The following is a 15,688-nucleotide window of genomic DNA, read 5'->3' as shown; positions in this document are numbered from 1 at the left end:
CGCGTTACACGCCGCTCCTGCGGCGTGCCCTTCGGGCCGGCTGCGCCGTTCGCTTCGGCATCCTGCCTTCGCAGTCGGCACCTTCTCAGCTGTGCACTCCCTCCGGTCGCCGCCAGCGGGAGAAGGGAATGAAAGCGTCGTATGCAAAGTTATTTGCGGAACAGCACACTTGGCCGCACTTCATTTTTTCTCCGGCTTCTTCACGCGCAAACGCCGCGCCTCCTTCGGGTCGATCTTGAGGCGCCGGTAAAGCTCCACGCGGTCGCCGTCGCGCAGCACCGTCCCCGGTTCGACGATGCGGCCGAACACACCGTAACCCACGGGCGCGGAAACCGCCGGCACCAAGTCGAGGATCCCGGATGCGCGCACCGCATCTTCAACGGTCGAGCCGCCTGCCAGCTCCAACTCGCGCAAAATCTGTCGTTGCGCATCGGCATAGGCGACTTCGACGCGTATCGTTTCAGACATAGATGCGGTCCGCTTCGCGGCAGAACTCGTCGACCATGCGATCGGCCAGCTTCTGGAAGCCCGCACGCAACACCGGACCCATCAGTCCGGAGTAATCGAAATCCAGCGCGAACGCGATCTTGCAGCCCTTCGGGGACGCCGCGACCGAAGGTCGCTCGAACTCACCTTCTCCCGCCTGCGGGAGAAGGTGGTCCGAAGGGCCGGATGAGGGGGGCTTTGCCCTCAGCGCCATGAAGTTCCACTCACCGTTGAGCGCACGGAACGGTCCTTCGACCAGCTGCATGAGGATGCGTTGCGGTGGCTCGAGCGCGTTGCGCGTGGTGAAGCTCTGGGTCAGCCCACCCAGGCGCAGATCGAGACGCGCCGTCAGCGAATTGGCATCGCGCGCGCTCACCTGGGCGCCCGCGCACCAGGCGAAGCGGCGCGGATAGGCCTCGACATCGTTGACGAGGTCGAACATCTGCGACGGGCTGTGGCGCACGATGGCGCTGCGGCGGATCTGGATCATCGGCGTTGCGGGTGAAAAATGTATACAATGTACGATCAGGGACTTGTGCGTCTATTCTAAGGCGCAATATCAACGGCAATGGCAAAAGACAATAAAAAAACGGATTCGACCATCGCGCTGAACAAACGCGCGCGGCACGAGTACCACATTGACGAGCGCTTCGAAGCCGGCGTCGCCCTGCAAGGCTGGGAAGTCAAAAGCCTGCGCGCTGGGCGCATCAACCTCAGCGAGGCCTACGCGATCGTCAGGAACGGCGAGATCTTCCTGTTCGGCGCATCGATCCCGCCGCTGCTCTCGGCGTCCACGCATGTGATCGCCGAAGACCGGCGCACGCGCAAACTGCTGCTCAATCGTGCCGAAATCGACAAGCTGGTCGGCGCGGTCGAACGCAAGGGCTACACCCTCGTGCCCACTGCGATGTACTGGAAGCACAACCGGGTCAAGGTCGAGATCGGCCTGGCCAAGGGCAAACAGGATCACGACAAACGCGCCGCTGAGAAAGAGCGCGACTGGAATCGCGAAAAGCAGCAGACCATGCGTGCGAAGAATCGACTTGCCTGAGCCTCGTTATCTTCGGCTTACCTGAGCCTCGTTATCTCACGCTGTTTTTTGCTCGTCATCCCAGCGAATGCCGGGATCCATTTTGATTTCCCGCCAAAGCAAGAACTGGATCCCAGCCTTCGCTGGAATGACAAACTACCGAACGTTCCCATTCATGAACGGCCACGCTGTTCATCTATCGTTTGAATACAACGCCAGCAACCCCATATACTGAAGCGTAACTTGCGATTTACCCGGGGGCGATCGGCTTCGACGGGGGTAGCGAAATCGCTTGGTGCATGCCGAGGGGGCGACTTTCCTCGTTAATCCAGTAGCAAACTTTAGTTGCCAACGACGACAACTACGCTCTCGCCGCTTAAGGCGTGAACCCCGAACCCGCTTGTGTCCATGCTCGTCGGTGTAGGGTCACTATCATGGAATCGCTGCTGATCGCCGCCAGTCGATCATCGGCTAACTCTTAACCGGCTGGTCCTGCGGTGCGCTTTGCACGCCGTGTTGCCGCAGGATGAGATCAAACGGCGCGCTATGCATGTAGATCCAGGGACGTAGCATCTTCGGACGCGGGTTCGATTCCCGCCGCCTCCACCAAAATGAAAATGGGCCCCTTGCGGGCCCTTTTTCATTTTGGCGAAGGCGGGGGTGATGAGAATCCGTCTTGATTCGCCAGAATCAAGACCGCGGCTCGACGCGGAGGCAGGCCGAAAAATGCTCCTGCATTTTCGCCATTCCCGCCATCCATGGCGGTCAGATGCCGAGAGCGAACATCCATCGCGCAGCGACGGATGGCCCGAAGGGTGAGCGCCATGGATGGCGCGAATAATCCCGCCGCAAAAATACTTGCCCGCGTCGCGGGCGCTTTCTGTGATTCAAAACGTCGCGATGCAGTCGATCGAGGTGAAGGAGGGTCGGTTGCAGTCGTGTATTCGGCCTTCTAGTGAGCGGCACGCCAAGAGCACAGCACCAATCGGACTTGCGCGCGGAGTCCATACACGAATTGTCAGGCTTGTGCCGCCCCAGGCTTTTCGCGTGCCCAGAACTCCACAGCAATAGTCATAAGTGTCCAAACGATCAACGTTGGTCGCACCTTATCCGGCACCAAATCGTGGCCTCTTAGCGCCACGTCAATCAGTACAGGAAATGCGATAGACATAACCAAGGCGTAGATTGAATAGACCAAGCGGTGAACGCTCGCAGAGATGTAGAGGATAGATATAACAACACCGGCGAGCCCTAATAATATTAGGCCAAATTGCCAGTTGTTTAGTGTTTCGGTTCCTGCCAGCACGAAACCGAGAACGGCCCCAAAAAACGTGTCCATGCCGCTCAGGTGCGCTTGGTATTCACCGGTAGACAGCCTACCTAAGCCCACTCTTCTGGCAATTGAGCTGACTATCTTGCGCATAGCACGAATTCTCCAAGCACAGGCCCAACAACTATTAGCAGTCAAAATCGACGTATAACACAGCGGTCACGTTCGCACTTGAAACTCTGACCGCTTCTGCTGGTTCTGCCAAAAGCTCGCCTCTCATAAAAGGGTGAATTACAGGTACAGAGTGAGTTTCCGCGCCGGGTGTTGTCAATGCTCCGGGGGCCGCCTTGCGACATCGATTCGGCGCAACGAACTGAACCACTCCACCGTCCGCCAACAAACGCCGCTCTCGCGCGTAGTAGCTTCACTTAACTTCAAAAAGTCCAATCCAATTCCAAAGCAAGCCCCCAAACCATACCCGTGACCCACGTCCCATATGTCAAGTGACCACGATCACCGCATTTCGCTTGCCCACATGCCGCGCACACGGCATGCTATGCGCTATCCGGAGATGCACCGAGCCGGCAGGGGCGAAACCGCAAAGACGGTCGCATGGGATCCCGCAGTTATCGGTCGACGCGCGAATTAAACATGATTGAATTTGGACACAGCACCCATGTTGGCTTGCGCCGCGAGCACAACGAGGACACCTACTACGCCGATGCCGACCTCGGCCTGTGGCTCGTTGCCGACGGCATGGGCGGGCATGAACACGGCGAGGTCGCCAGCGCGCTCGCGCGCGACACCCTGATCCAGGAAGTCGGCAACGGTGCGCCGCTGGCGCGCGCGGTACAACGCGCCGACGCGGAAATCATCCAGCACTCGAACCGCAAGTCCGAAGCGCTGCCGATGGGCACGACGATCGTCGCGCTGCGCGTGGTCAACGGCGACTACGAGGTGTGCTGGGTCGGCGATAGCCGCGTCTACCTCTGGGACAAGACGCTCAAACAGATTTCGCAGGACCATTCCTATGTGCAGGAACTGATCCAGCAAGGCGCGATCACGCACGAGCAGGCGCGCACGCATCCGCATCGCAACGTGGTCACCCAGGCGCTCGGCGTCACCGACCCGCAGAGCCTGCGCGTGGAAACCCTGCGTGGCACGCTCGCGCCCGGCATGCAGATCCTGCTGTGCTCGGACGGGCTGACCGAGGAAGTCGACGACACGCAGATTGCAGCCGTCCTCGGGCGATCCGAGCTGTCGCCGCAGGAATGCGTCGATCACCTGATCCTCGCCGCGCTCGATGGCGGCGGCTCGGACAATATCACCGTGATCCTGGTGCGCAGCCGCTGATCGCACAGTCGGCTGGACCCATCCAGCCACGCGTGACCCAACGTTTGGAGTTTGCCGTAGCTGCTACGGCGCGGCGGCGCGCAAGCTCTTGAGCGCAGTGTTGAAGCGCGGCATGGCGTAGTTGTTTTCGTCCTTGACCGTGTCGTAAAGCGCATCGAGCTTGGCGTGCAGGAGCGCGGCTTTGTCCTTGTCGAGCTTGCCGTCGTTCTCGAATGCGACGACGACGGATTGCGAAGCCATCGCGGCCTGCTCGGCGGAGGCGAAATCGCGGAATTCGCCGCGCGCGCCGTCGGCATCGATGCTGGCGAGAATGGCGTCGAGACTGGCGGCGTCGTAGTCGTGTGCGGCGACTTTCGTCACCAGTTCGGCCAGCGTCGCGCGCAGGCGGCGCGCGGCGGCGAAGGTCGCCTCACGGCTCTCGGTGGTGGCGCGATGCAGTGCGCGGGTCTCCTCGAACACGCGCTGCGCGGCGGCCTTGTCCACCGGTGCGAGCACGTGGCGGAACATCACCAGGTTCGCATCGTTGAGGCGCACCACACCCGGCCCCAGACCTGTGCCTTGACGCGGTCCCCACTTGTTGCCTTTGTATACTTTGTGGCAGGCGTGGCAGTCGAACAGCACGAGTTCCGGGAAGATGCCGTTCCAGCCGGTTTTCGGATCGACCAGCACGTCGAGCAGATTTTCCGCGGCGATGCCCTGCCCGACCGCCCAGTCGCGCACGCCGTTCCACTCGCCCTTGCGCTTGGTCCACTTCTCGCCGATCTTGTAGTGCGGATGCAGCCAGGTGAACGTGTCGAGTTCGAACGACAAACGCGGATGCCCCGCGCCCATGATCCGATGGGTGATCATGCGATTCTTCTCGCCCATGTGACACGACAGGCACAGCTCGGCGCGCTGCACCGGGTTCTCGGTCGGATACATGCCCTTGGCGAGGTTGTCCGCGTGCGTGACCTTGCGATCGGCATGCGCGCTGAGCCACAGCTCGGCGCCGCCATGGCAGGCCTCGCAGCCGACGCCGTCGCTGATCTGGAAGCGGTCGCCGCGCGCCGCGACGGGCTGGTTGTCGGTGTGGCAATCGAGGCAGACTTTCGCCTGCGCCGGATCGCCTAGGCCCAATTTGGCGGTGATCGTCTTGGCCGCGGGTGTGGACAGGGTGGCGTAGGTCTTGGCGTGCGGATCGAATTCCTGCCAGATCGCGAACTCGTTCTGCAGGATGTTGGAGTCCTTGAACACCTGCGAGGCGCCGTGGCAGACGCTGTTGCTGCAGGTCGCGACACCCAGATGCTTGTGCGCGGCGATGGCGTCTACGGCGGTTTCCGCCGCGCCAGCGGAGGTGGCGAACGCCAGCAACGCCCAAGCCCAGATCTTCATCGCAACTCTCCCCAGCCTAGCCTTCGATGGCCGTCGGGCATGGCGCCCGCCGATGCTGCTTCGCGATTACTGTTACGCGCCGCATTATGCCACTGTCCGGGCCGCTGGATACGCCGCTGCGCTCACATTTCAAATCGGTGCGGTCGCGGCTATTCCCGCTGTTCGTTTCAGGACGCATCCGGCCAGTGGCATTTGCCGTGGCTGGCTGCCGCGATTGTTTGCAGGCGCAGATGGTGCGCGGCGACTTCGGCCGCATCGGCATGGCGCACGCGCAATGCGGGGCGCACGCTTTGTGCCGTGCGTACGCGCCGCTGCGCGCTGTCGCCGCCAACGGCACCCAGGCCGAGGTCGCCCTGGCCCGCGGTCATCGCCAGATAGACATCGGCGAGCAACTGCGCGTCGAGCAGCGCGCCGTGCAACTCGCGATGGCTGTTGTCGATATTCAGGCGTTTGCACAGGGCATCGAGACTGTTCTTCTGGCCTGGGTATTTCTCGCGCGCCAAGGCCAGGGTATCGAGCACGGTCGCGCGCTCGGCGACGCGTACGCGCAGGTCCAGACGCGCAAGCTCCGCATCGAGAAAGCCGACGTCGAACGCAGCGTTGTGCATGATCAGTTCGGCGCCCTCGATGAAGCTGAGCAATTCGACCGCGACCTCGGCGAACAGGGGCTTGTCGAGCAGGAATTCGTCGCTGATGCCGCTGACCGCGCGTGCGCCTTCGTCGATCGCGCGCTCTGGGTTCAGGTAACGATGAAATTCGCGCCCGGTCGGGCGGCGTTCGATCAACTCGACACAACCGATCTCGACGACGCGATGGCCCTTGTTGACTTCCAGGCCCGTCGTTTCCGTATCCAGCACCACTTGTCTCACGCACCGTTCTCCATCGTTCGTTCCATTAGCGCGCGTTCCGCTTCTTCGCGCGCACGCTGATCCACGCGTTCATTTTCGGCGTGGCCGGAGTGGCCGCGCGTCCAATGCCATTCCACCCGATGCGACGCGGTCGCGGCGACCAAGCGCTCCCACAGGTCCTGATTCTTGACCGGCTTGCGATCCGTGGTGCGCCAGCCATTGCGCTGCCAGCGCGTCACCCACTGTTCGATGCCCTGCTTCACGTACTGCGAATCGGTGGTCACGCGCACGTGCGTCGCCCGCCTGAGCGCTTCCAGCGCGCCGATTGCCGCCATCAACTCCATGCGGTTGTTCGTGGTCTCGGCTTCGTTTCCACTTATCCACTTTTCCACAGTCTTGTAACGCAGCAGCGCTGCCCAGCCACCCGGGCCGGGATTGCCGAGGCAGGCGCCGTCGGTAAACGCATCGACCGTGTCGCTCATGCGCACTCACGCCGCGCGCCGGGCGCGAGATGCGGATTGATGGCCAGCTCGCGCGAATTGCGGCGCAGGCGCAGCGGCGTCAACGCACTGCGCTGCTTGCGCGCAAGCAGCAGCCAACTGCCGGCGACACGTCCGAGCAACGGCGAACGCCATTCGTCGGAACGCCCCGGTTCGCCGTCGCGTCGCGTCCACGGCGTGGCGGCGCCGAGAAAACGCGTCTGCAGCGTGTCGATGCCGTGACGCGAGAATATTTCGCGGCAGCCCTGCGCCGATCCCGGGCGCAGTTGCAGGGCTGTGCCGCGCGCCTTGCCCGCAAGCCAGGGGCGCCACAGGCTCAACGGATTGAAACCGAGTACGAGGGCCACACCCTCGGGCGCAAGCACGCGCGCGAGTTCGCCGGCGCAAGCGTCGGCATCGTCGATGCGTTCGAAGACATGCTGGGCGACCACCAGCTTGCAGCTCTCGCTGACCAGGGGCAGTTCGTCGGGCGCACACTGCAACCGCCCACCGAACTGCCGCGAGCTTTCCAGTGCAACATCGATGATGTTGCCGAGCAGATGGCTGGGCAAGGTCGCGGGTGCGCTCGCATGCGCGCGCAGGAACAGGCCGAAGTTGCCGTAGACGCCACCGAGTATCGGCGCGAGTGCCGCGAGCTCCTGCGCAAACAGGCGATGCACGGCGGCACTGGTGTAGAAGGAATTCGGATCGGTCGGCATGCGCTCGGGCGGTTGTCTTTGGAACCCGCGTAGTGTGTACGGATTGGGCCGGATGAACTAGACCGGATCGTGGATTTGGAGCCGTTGAAACCGCAACTGTTAAAAATACGTTAGCGCATTATGGCTTATTCAGGGCAGCTTATGGGCAAGCTGATATAGTCGCCGCCAGTCGCCGGAATCAGGGCCAGCCACGCATGAATTTTCGGGCATGTTGATTGGGACGCGCACCGCTGAGCCGCGCGGTGCAGGGCGCGACTGGCGGCTCGCCGTCGTCGCCGGCAGCTGCTCCAGCCTCGGTTGCGCGTGCCTGCTGCTCGCGGCCTGCAGCGGCATCCCGCTGCGCGCGCCGACCCCGCAGGTGCATGCGCCCGCGTTAACCCCCGAACCCATCGCCACCCCCGCTGTTTCCCTTGCACCCCTGCAAGCCGCGCGCATCCCGTCGCCATGGCAGCGCCTGCGCGATCGCTACGCGATGCCCGGCTGCGACTACAGCCCCATGGTGTCGCGTTTCGCCGCAGCAATCGCCGCGAATCCACGGGATTTGAGCGCTGCCTTCAAGCAGGCCATGCCGTTCCTGCTCGTGGTCACCGAGCAGATCGAAAAATACGACATGCCCGGCGAATTCGCCTTCCTGCCCTGGGTCGAAAGCAGCTATACGATGATTCCCGCGCGCGGCGATGGCGTGGCCGGCATGTGGCAGCTCATGCCCAGGACCGCGCGCGAATTGGGCCTGCGCATCGATGCCGAATACGATGGACGTCTGGACGTCTACGCGTCCAGCCGCACCGCGCTGGTCCTGCTCAAGCAATACAAGGAGGAGTTCGGCGACTGGCGCCTGGCGAACATGGCGTTCAATGCCGGCGAGAACGGCGTCAAACAGGCGCTCGGCAACCGGCACAGCATCACGCCGGTGGAAATCGCGCGCCTGCGCCTGAACACGACCACCTACGAACATCTGACCAAGCTGCTTGCGCTGGCCTGTATCGTGTCCAAGCCGGAGCGGTTTCAGGTCGAATTGCCCGAGCCCGGCGCGGACGATGTTCCCACCCTGCTCGAACTGCCCGCGCCGATCGATCTGCGTCTCGCCGCGCAACTGGCACACATGGATCTGGCGCAATTGCGGCGCTGGAACCCGGCCTACCTCAAGGCGCGCATGCCCGATGGCGGCCCGTTCCATCTGCTCGTGCCGGCGACGCACCGCGCAGAGTTTGAGCGCGTGCTCGGCATGTTGCCGCAATATGCGTGGCGCGACTGGCGCGAAACGAAGCTGCAACAGACGCAAAGCGTGGACACGCTCGGCATGGCCTACGATCTGGATGCGCGCGCACTGGCCGCGATCAATGGCGTCGATGCAGGTGCCAGCCTGGCGGCGGGAACGCGCGTTCTGCTGCCCGCGCACGGCGGCAGCAATGCTGTTGCTGCGGCAGCCGAGCCGTCTGCGCCGGCGGCGGCGAATACGTCGATAACCAGCGCTACGCAAACCGGAACGTGCATGGTGCGCCCCGGCGACACGCTCTGGGAAATCGCCCGCCGCTACAGCGTGCGTGTCGAGGACTTGCTGCAATGGAATCGGCTGCCGCGCAACTCGACTCTGCGGCTGGGACAGCGCCTGCTGCTCAGCAGGCCGCAATGAGAAAACCTGCGCGCTAGGTTAGAATCGCTCGCTTTCGGCAGCGCTCTCGCAATCGTCCCCTGCCCTGCCCTTTTCAATACCGGAGGATTCATGGGATTTCTGCAAGGCAAGCGCGCATTGATTACCGGCATCATCAGCCACCGCTCGATCGCCTGGGGCATCGCCAACGCGATGCATCGCGAAGGTGCGGAGCTGGCTTTCACCTACGTCAACGACAAGCTCAAACCGCGCGTCGACGAGGCCGCGAAAGCCTTCGGTTCGAGCATCGTGCTGCCGTGCGACGTCACCAGCGATGCGCAAATCGCCGCATTATTCGACGCCCTCGGCCAGCAGTGGGACGGCTTGGATATCCTTGTGCACTCGATCGGCTTCGCGCCCGGCGAGGCGCTGGCAGGAGGATTCCTCGACGGACTCACGCGCGAGAATTTCGCCATCGCCCACGATATTTCCGCCTACAGCCTGCCCGCGCTCGCGAAGGGCGCGCGGCCGCTGATGCAGGGACGCCGCGGCTCCATATTGACCCTCACCTATCTCGGCGCCGAACGCGCGCTGGCGAATTACAACGTGATGGGCCTGGCCAAGGCGAGCCTCGAAGCCTCGGTGCGCTATCTGGCTTTCAATCTTGGTCCGGAAGGCACGCGCGTCAACGCGATTTCCGCCGGCCCGATCAAGACCCTCGCCGCCGCCGGCATCGCCAATTTCCGCAAGATGCTCGATCACGTCGAGCAGAACGCGCCTTTGCGCCGCAGCGTGAGCATCGATGAAGTCGGCAACGCTGCCGCGTTCCTCTGCTCGGACCTCGCCTCGGGAATCACCGGCGAAATCACTTATGTCGATGCGGGTTACAACACGCTCGGCATGACGGGGATTTGAGGGCTGAAGGCTGGAGAGCGGCGACGCTTTTGACTTCAGCCCTCGCTACTCAGCCCTCAGCCCTCAGCCCTGCTCTCCTACTGCAACCGGTCTTCCGCGACCTCGACTTTTGCACCCTTGCGCAGGATATCGACGTAACCGCGGATCACGTCGTTGGCATAGCCCTGCGCGAGTTGATTGCGCGCGGCCTCGCGCGTCTTCGCATCGAGCTTGGCCGGATCGGTATCCTTGACCAGCGTGAGTGCGACCAGAGCGTAGGCATCGTTCGCCAAGGCGACTTCCGCGTAGACGGGCTTGTCCGCCGATGCCGGGCGCGCGAGCTTGAACACGTCGGCGACGAGTTTGCCGTCGAGATTCGCCGCGCTGCGGCCGATGTCCCTGGCTTCCTCGACCTTGAGTTTGAGCACGCCGGCAACCTGCTCCAGCGTCTCGCCTTTCTGCAGGCGCGCATACAGCGTGTCCGCCTGCTCCTTCGCCTGTTTCGCGATCTGCTCTTCGACCAACGTCTTGCGGATGTCTTCGCGCACGCTGTCGAGCGATTTGGGCGTGGATTTTTCGTGCTGGTCGACATGCACGACCACGATATGGTTCGGCCCGAGTTCGATCGGATCCGACGTGTTGCCCTCAGTCATCACCGTGTTGGAGAACGCGGCCTTGACGACGGCCATATTCGAGGTCACGCCCGTGGCGCCACCGACGCGCGCGAACAGACCGGTCTTTTGCAGTGGCAGACCCAGCGATTTGGCCGCCGCTTCAAGCGATGGGTCCTTGTAGATCGCGTCGGTTAGCTTGCCGGAGATCTCGCTGTAGCGCCGCTCGCGGTCGGTCTCCAGATACTGCTTGGTCAATTCCGGCTTCACTTCGTCGAACGAGCGCACCTTGCCGTCGCGGACGTCGCGCAGATCGATGATGTGATAGCCCTCGGGCGACAGCACCGGATCGGATATTTCGCCTTTCTTCAGCGCGAACAGGGCATTCTCGAACGCAGGATCGGTGACGCCTTTTTCCAGCCAGCCCAGATCACCGCCCTGCAACTTGGATCCGAGATCGTCCGACTTTTCCTTCGCCAGTGCGGCGAAGTCCTTGCCCGACTTGGCCTCGGCGGCGATTGCCTTGGCTTTTTCCAGTGCCGCTTTCTGCGCATCGGGGTTCGCGTTCTTTTCCACCTTGACCAGGATATGCGATGCCAGACGCTGCTCCTGCGCGGTGAAGCGCGCCTTCTGTTCCTCGTAGCGCTGCTTGAGCGCGGCTTCGTCCGGCGCCGCGTCGGTCGGCATCGTCGCGGCATCGAGTTCGACGTAGTTGAGCGAGACGCGCTCGGGGGTCATGAACTCGTTCGTGTGCGCCTTGTAATAGGCGTCGATGTCGGCATCGGCGATCTTGATCGCGCCCGCGGCTGGCCGCTCGATTTTGATGTAGGTGAAATCGCGCGTCTGATCGCGCAGGCGCAGATACGCACTTACCTGCGCATCGGTGACCACGCTGCTTTGCGCCAGGTCGGTGGCGAGCTGACGTGTCGAGATGTCCTTGCGGATCGTGTCTTCGAAGCCGGTGGGGGTCATGCCAGAAGTCTGCAGCAGCATGCGGTAGCGATCCTTGTCGAACTTGCCGTCCTGCTGGAACGCCGGGTAATTCAGGATCACTTCGCGAATCTGCGCGGGCGGCACCATCGTGCCCAGCTTCTCGTTCGCATTGACCAGCAATTGCTCGTTGACCATTTGCTCCAGCACTTCGCGCTTGCGCTCGGGCGTGTCGAACGTCGCCGCGTCGAATTGCTTGCCCAACATCTGCTGCATCTGCGTGCGGTAGCGGTTGTAGCCCTCGCGGAACTGCTCCTGGCTGATCTCCTTGCCGTCGACCTTGGCGGCGAAGGTCTCGCTCTGCGGATTCATGTACGACTGGATGCCGAAGAATCCGCCGAAAATGACCACGATGACACCGAGAACGAACTTGGCGATGATGCCGGAAAATTTATCGTGCAATGATTGCAGCATGAGACGTGCCGAATTTTATCCGCGACGGGATGTCGCGAAATGGATTGAAGCAAAGCGCCGGGCGCTTCACGCTCCACAAAAAGCAAAGGCGCCCTGCGGCGCCTTTACCCAACAATGGCGGAGTGGACGGGACTCGAACCCGCGACCCCCGGCGTGACAGGCCGGTATTCTAACCAGCTGAACTACCACTCCGCGCTTTCTTGCGAACCCGGGCGGGATTCCCTCCCGGGTTCCATGCCGATGTACCGCTTTGAGTGGCGCACCCGCATCGAGTTGGTGGGTGCTGAGGGTTTCGAACCCCCGACCCTCGCCTTGTAAGGGCGACGCTCTACCGCTGAGCTAAGCACCCGTAAAGGCGAAAGCCGATTAGTTTAGAGCATCCTTCATCGCTTTGCCAGCCTTGAAAGCCGGGTTCTTCGAGGCCTTGATCTTGATCTGCTGGCCGGTACGCGGATTGCGACCGGTACGCGCAGCGCGCTTGCGCACGACGAAGGTGCCGAAGCCGACCAACGCGACACTGTCGCCTTTCTTCAACGCCTTCTTGACGACTTCGATGAAGCCCTCGACCGCCTTGCCGGCGTCGGCTTTGCTCAGATCGGCCGCATCGGCCACTGCAGAAACTAGTTCACCCTTATTCATTTATCTCTCTCCCGAACTTGGAATGGCGAGCGCTCGCCTTGGTAATCGAAATCCTACGAAGCACCCGAGCATGTGTGGAACACAACAACCCGCTTCGTCACCCCGCGATCAGTTTGGCTCATGTCGATAAGCGTGATCGCGGCGCGGACTTTATACCAGCCCCGGTCATCCCGCGCAACCTCAAGCGTGGCGCGCCTTTCCGCAGGTTTCACGAATCCGGTGCGATTGCGTTTTTGCCGCCAAATCGCTTGACAGATTGGTGGAAAAATTGCATGAGCGCGAACACCGCCGCGCGCTCCTGCAAGTCAGTGCGGGCGCACCGGCGTACCGGCTGGCTCTTCCGCAACCGGTTCCTTTGCAGCATTTTGTGCATTTTCCACTTTTGCCAAATTTGGTGTGAGCGGACGTTCGAGCGCGATATCGAGTACCTCGTCGATCCAGCGCACCGGTCTGATGCTCAGCGACTCGGTCACATTCTTCGGTATTTCGGCGAGGTCCTTCTCGTTTTCATCCGGAATAATCACGGTCTCGATGCCGCCGCGATGCGCAGCCAGCAGTTTTTCCTTGAGCCCGCCGATCGGCAGCACGCGGCCGCGCAGCGTGATCTCGCCGGTCATCGCCACTTCCGAGCGCACCGGTACCTTGGTCAGCGCCGACACCAGTGCCGTGCACATGGCGATGCCTGCGCTCGGGCCGTCCTTCGGCGTGGCGCCCTCGGGAACGTGGATATGGATGTCGTATTTCTGATGAAAATCCGGGTCGATGCCGAGCCGGTCGGTACGCGCGCGCACGACCGAGAGCGCGGCGTGGATGGATTCCTGCATCACCTCGCCGAGCTGGCCGGTGTGGATCAGCTTGCCCTTGCCGGGCACTACGGTCGCCTCGATGCTGAGCAGGTCGCCGCCGACCTGGGTCCAGGCGAGGCCGGTAACCAGTCCGACTTCATTCTGCAATTCCGCGCGACCGAAGGTGAACTTGCGCACGCCCAGGTAGTGCTCGAGATTCTTGCTGCTGATATTGGCCTTGCCGCGCTTGGCTTTCTTGCCCTTGTTCTTGTCCGCGGCAAGGGTCAATTCCTTGACCACCTTGCGACAGATCTTGGCGAGTTCGCGTTCGAGGTTGCGCACGCCCGATTCACGCGTGTAGTAGCGGATCATATCGCGCACCGCGGACTCGGCAACGTGGATTTCTTCCGCGCGCAGCCCGTTCGCCTTGATCTGCTTGCTCATCAGGTAGCGCTGCGCAATATTGATCTTTTCTTCTTCGGTGTAACCGGGAATGCGGATCACTTCCATGCGATCGAGCAGCGGGCTTGGAATGTTCAGCGAATTCGCGGTCGCGATGAACATGATTTCCGACAGGTCGAAATCGACCTCGAGATAGTGGTCGTTGAAAGTGTGGTTCTGCTCCGGGTCGAGCACTTCGAGCAGGGCCGAGGACGGATCGCCGCGGAAATCCATCGACATCTTGTCGATTTCATCCAGTACGAACAGCGGGTTCTTGGTGCCGATCTTGTTGAGGTTCTGGATCAGGCGCCCGGGCATCGAACCGATATAGGTTCGCCGATGACCGCGTATCTCAGCCTCGTCGCGTACGCCGCCAAGCGACATGCGCACGAACTTGCGCCCGGTCGCCTTGGCGATCGATTGCCCAAGCGAAGTCTTGCCCACGCCCGGCGGTCCGACCAGGCACAGGATCGGTCCCTTCATTTTCTTCACGCGCTGCTGCACCGCCAGATATTCGACGATGCGCTCCTTGACCTTTTCCAGACCGAAATGATCGAGGTCCAGCTGCTCTTCCGCCGCGCGCAGATTCCTGCGCACCTTGCTGCGCTTCTTCCACGGCACGCCGACCAGCCAGTCGATGTAGTTGCGCACCACGGTCGCTTCAGCCGACATCGGCGGCATCTGCTTCAACTTGTTGAGTTCCGCGCGCGCCTTCTTCTCGACGAGAGTGGGCATGCCCGACTTGTCGATCTTCTTGGTCAGGTCTTCGATCTCGTTCGGCGCCTCATCGCCCTCGCCCAGCTCCTTCTGGATCGCCTTCATCTGCTCGTTGAGGTAATACTCGCGCTGACTCTTCTCCATCTGCGACTTGACCCGGCCGCGGATGCGCTTCTCGATCTGCTGCACGTCGATTTCGCCGTCGACGAAACCGATCAGCATCTCCAGACGGTCGGCGACATCGGCGGTTTCCAGCACGCGCTGCTTGTCCTGCAGGCGGATCGACAGATGCGCTGCAATCGTGTCGGCCAGACGACTGGTATCGTCGATACCCGACAGCGTGGTGAGCAATTCCGGTGGAATCTTGCGGTTCAATTTGACGAACTGCTCGAACATCGACACCAGCGAGCGCGACACCACATCGACTTCGCGCGGCTCGCGCGTGTAGATCGAATCGAGCGAGCGCGCATAACCGGTCAGCACGCCGTCGCGTTCGGAAAAATTCGTCACTTCGGCACGCATCACACCCTCGACCAGCACCTTGATCGTGCCGTCAGGCAGCTTGAGCAGTTGCAGCACAGTGGCTACCGTGCCGATCGAATACAGATCGCCGGTCTGCGGATCGTCCGTATCCGGACTGCGCTGGGCAACGAGCAGGATGCGCTTGTCCCCTTCCATCGCCAGGTCCAGCGCGCGCACGGATTTCTCGCGCCCGACGAACAGCGGAATCACCATATGCGGATACACGACGACGTCGCGCAGCGGCAATACCGGCAGTTCGTTGATGCTGGAGAGAGAACTCTGGACGGGGTTTTCCATTTCATTTCCTGAAAACAGATACGGCGCTTCGTCTCGCGACGATTTGGTTGTTGCAGCGTGAAGCTCCGCCGCTATCTCGTCAAGTGCGGACGATATGACAATTTGCAAGGTTGCGCGGACGCAGTCCGCGCTCTGCGATGCCCCTTAGCTCGTCATACCGGCGAAGGCCGGTATCCAGTGTCTTTGGCTCTTGCGGTGTTCAAAAGCAGAGCTTCCACTCGCCTGCGGCGA

General features: G+C 62.0%; 14 protein-coding genes, 2 tRNA genes and 1 other RNA gene. 5 read left to right on the top strand and 12 right to left on the bottom strand.

Annotation, left to right across the window (positions count from 1 at the left end; all coding sequences use genetic code 11):
* Positions 1-180: 180 nt before the first annotated feature.
* A complete protein-coding gene (locus tag VIE67_RS08260; protein WP_332025110.1) occupies positions 181-468 on the bottom strand; it encodes an RnfH family protein in 288 nt (95 codons plus the stop codon).
* Positions 461-976 (bottom strand): type II toxin-antitoxin system RatA family toxin, encoded by a 516-nt coding sequence (locus VIE67_RS08255; RefSeq protein ID WP_332025108.1) that lies wholly within the window; start codon positions 974-976, stop codon positions 461-463. Before VIE67_RS08255 ends, VIE67_RS08260 begins: the two co-directional genes overlap by 8 nt.
* Positions 977-1,054: 78 nt before the next feature.
* Here VIE67_RS08255 and smpB point away from each other — a divergent pair, with 78 nt between their 5' ends.
* Together smpB and ssrA are read left to right on the top strand one after the other, a co-directional pair.
* Complete coding sequence (gene smpB / locus VIE67_RS08250) at positions 1,055-1,537, top strand: SsrA-binding protein SmpB (RefSeq protein WP_332025106.1); 483 nt, start codon at positions 1,055-1,057, stop codon at positions 1,535-1,537.
* Positions 1,538-1,772: 235 nt separating this feature from the next.
* Positions 1,773-2,125: a transfer-messenger RNA gene (ssrA, locus tag VIE67_RS08245) on the top strand.
* A gap of 409 nt (positions 2,126-2,534) precedes the next feature.
* On the opposite strand, the gene VIE67_RS08240 is transcribed toward ssrA, so the two are convergent.
* Positions 2,535-2,939, bottom strand: coding sequence for a hypothetical protein (locus tag VIE67_RS08240; RefSeq protein ID WP_332025104.1), 405 nt, complete (start codon positions 2,937-2,939; stop codon positions 2,535-2,537).
* A gap of 498 nt (positions 2,940-3,437) precedes the next feature.
* On the opposite strand from VIE67_RS08240, the gene VIE67_RS08235 reads away from it, so the two are divergent.
* Positions 3,438-4,139: a PP2C family protein-serine/threonine phosphatase gene (locus VIE67_RS08235; protein ID WP_332025102.1), complete on the top strand. Its 702-nt coding sequence runs from the start codon at positions 3,438-3,440 to the stop codon at positions 4,137-4,139.
* 63 nt (positions 4,140-4,202) lie between these two features.
* Here VIE67_RS08235 and VIE67_RS08230 read toward each other — a convergent pair whose 3' ends face one another.
* The 4 genes from VIE67_RS08230 to VIE67_RS08215 form a co-directional block, all read right to left on the bottom strand.
* Positions 4,203-5,510 (bottom strand): multiheme c-type cytochrome, encoded by a 1,308-nt coding sequence (locus VIE67_RS08230; protein ID WP_332025100.1) that lies wholly within the window; start codon positions 5,508-5,510, stop codon positions 4,203-4,205.
* Positions 5,511-5,677: 167 nt separating this feature from the next.
* On the bottom strand, positions 5,678-6,379 hold the full coding sequence (gene dnaQ, locus VIE67_RS08225) for a DNA polymerase III subunit epsilon (RefSeq protein ID WP_332025098.1): 702 nt from the start codon (positions 6,377-6,379) through the stop codon (positions 5,678-5,680).
* Positions 6,376-6,840 (bottom strand): ribonuclease HI, encoded by a 465-nt coding sequence (gene rnhA, locus VIE67_RS08220; protein WP_332025096.1) that lies wholly within the window; start codon positions 6,838-6,840, stop codon positions 6,376-6,378. The genes dnaQ and rnhA overlap by 4 nt, the downstream gene beginning before the upstream one ends.
* The gene (locus VIE67_RS08215; RefSeq protein ID WP_332025094.1) at positions 6,837-7,556 is read right to left on the bottom strand and encodes a methyltransferase domain-containing protein; all 720 of its coding nucleotides are present in this window, start codon (positions 7,554-7,556) and stop codon (positions 6,837-6,839) included. Before VIE67_RS08215 ends, rnhA begins: the two co-directional genes overlap by 4 nt.
* A 208-nt stretch (positions 7,557-7,764) precedes the next feature.
* Here VIE67_RS08215 and VIE67_RS08210 point away from each other — a divergent pair, with 208 nt between their 5' ends.
* Both VIE67_RS08210 and VIE67_RS08205 read left to right on the top strand, forming a co-directional pair.
* Entirely contained in the window at positions 7,765-9,189 is a 1,425-nt protein-coding gene (locus VIE67_RS08210; RefSeq protein ID WP_332025092.1) for a transglycosylase SLT domain-containing protein, read from the top strand.
* A 90-nt stretch (positions 9,190-9,279) separates the two neighbouring features.
* Positions 9,280-10,062, top strand: a complete 783-nt coding sequence (locus VIE67_RS08205) for an enoyl-ACP reductase FabI (RefSeq protein ID WP_332025090.1) — start codon at positions 9,280-9,282, stop codon at positions 10,060-10,062.
* A gap of 77 nt (positions 10,063-10,139) precedes the next feature.
* On the opposite strand, the gene VIE67_RS08200 is transcribed toward VIE67_RS08205, so the two are convergent.
* The 5 genes from VIE67_RS08200 to lon form a co-directional block, all read right to left on the bottom strand.
* Complete coding sequence (locus tag VIE67_RS08200) at positions 10,140-12,056, bottom strand: SurA N-terminal domain-containing protein (protein ID WP_332025088.1); 1,917 nt, start codon at positions 12,054-12,056, stop codon at positions 10,140-10,142.
* Between the two features lie 115 nt (positions 12,057-12,171).
* Positions 12,172-12,248, bottom strand: a tRNA-Asp gene (locus VIE67_RS08195).
* Between the two features lie 82 nt (positions 12,249-12,330).
* Positions 12,331-12,405: transfer RNA gene (locus VIE67_RS08190), tRNA-Val, on the bottom strand.
* 17 nt (positions 12,406-12,422) lie between these two features.
* Positions 12,423-12,695: an HU family DNA-binding protein gene (locus VIE67_RS08185; RefSeq protein WP_332025086.1), complete on the bottom strand. Its 273-nt coding sequence runs from the start codon at positions 12,693-12,695 to the stop codon at positions 12,423-12,425.
* Positions 12,696-13,000: 305 nt separating this feature from the next.
* Positions 13,001-15,457 (bottom strand): endopeptidase La, encoded by a 2,457-nt coding sequence (lon, locus tag VIE67_RS08180; protein ID WP_332025084.1) that lies wholly within the window; start codon positions 15,455-15,457, stop codon positions 13,001-13,003.
* Positions 15,458-15,688: the final 231 nt, after the last annotated feature.

It is taken from the genome of Rudaea sp. (assembly GCF_036560865.1).
In the GTDB taxonomy this organism is placed as follows: Bacteria; Pseudomonadota; Gammaproteobacteria; order Xanthomonadales; family Rhodanobacteraceae; genus Rudaea.
The sequence above is the reverse complement of the archived record's forward strand: the minus strand, read 5'-3'. Positions and strand labels throughout refer to the sequence as shown.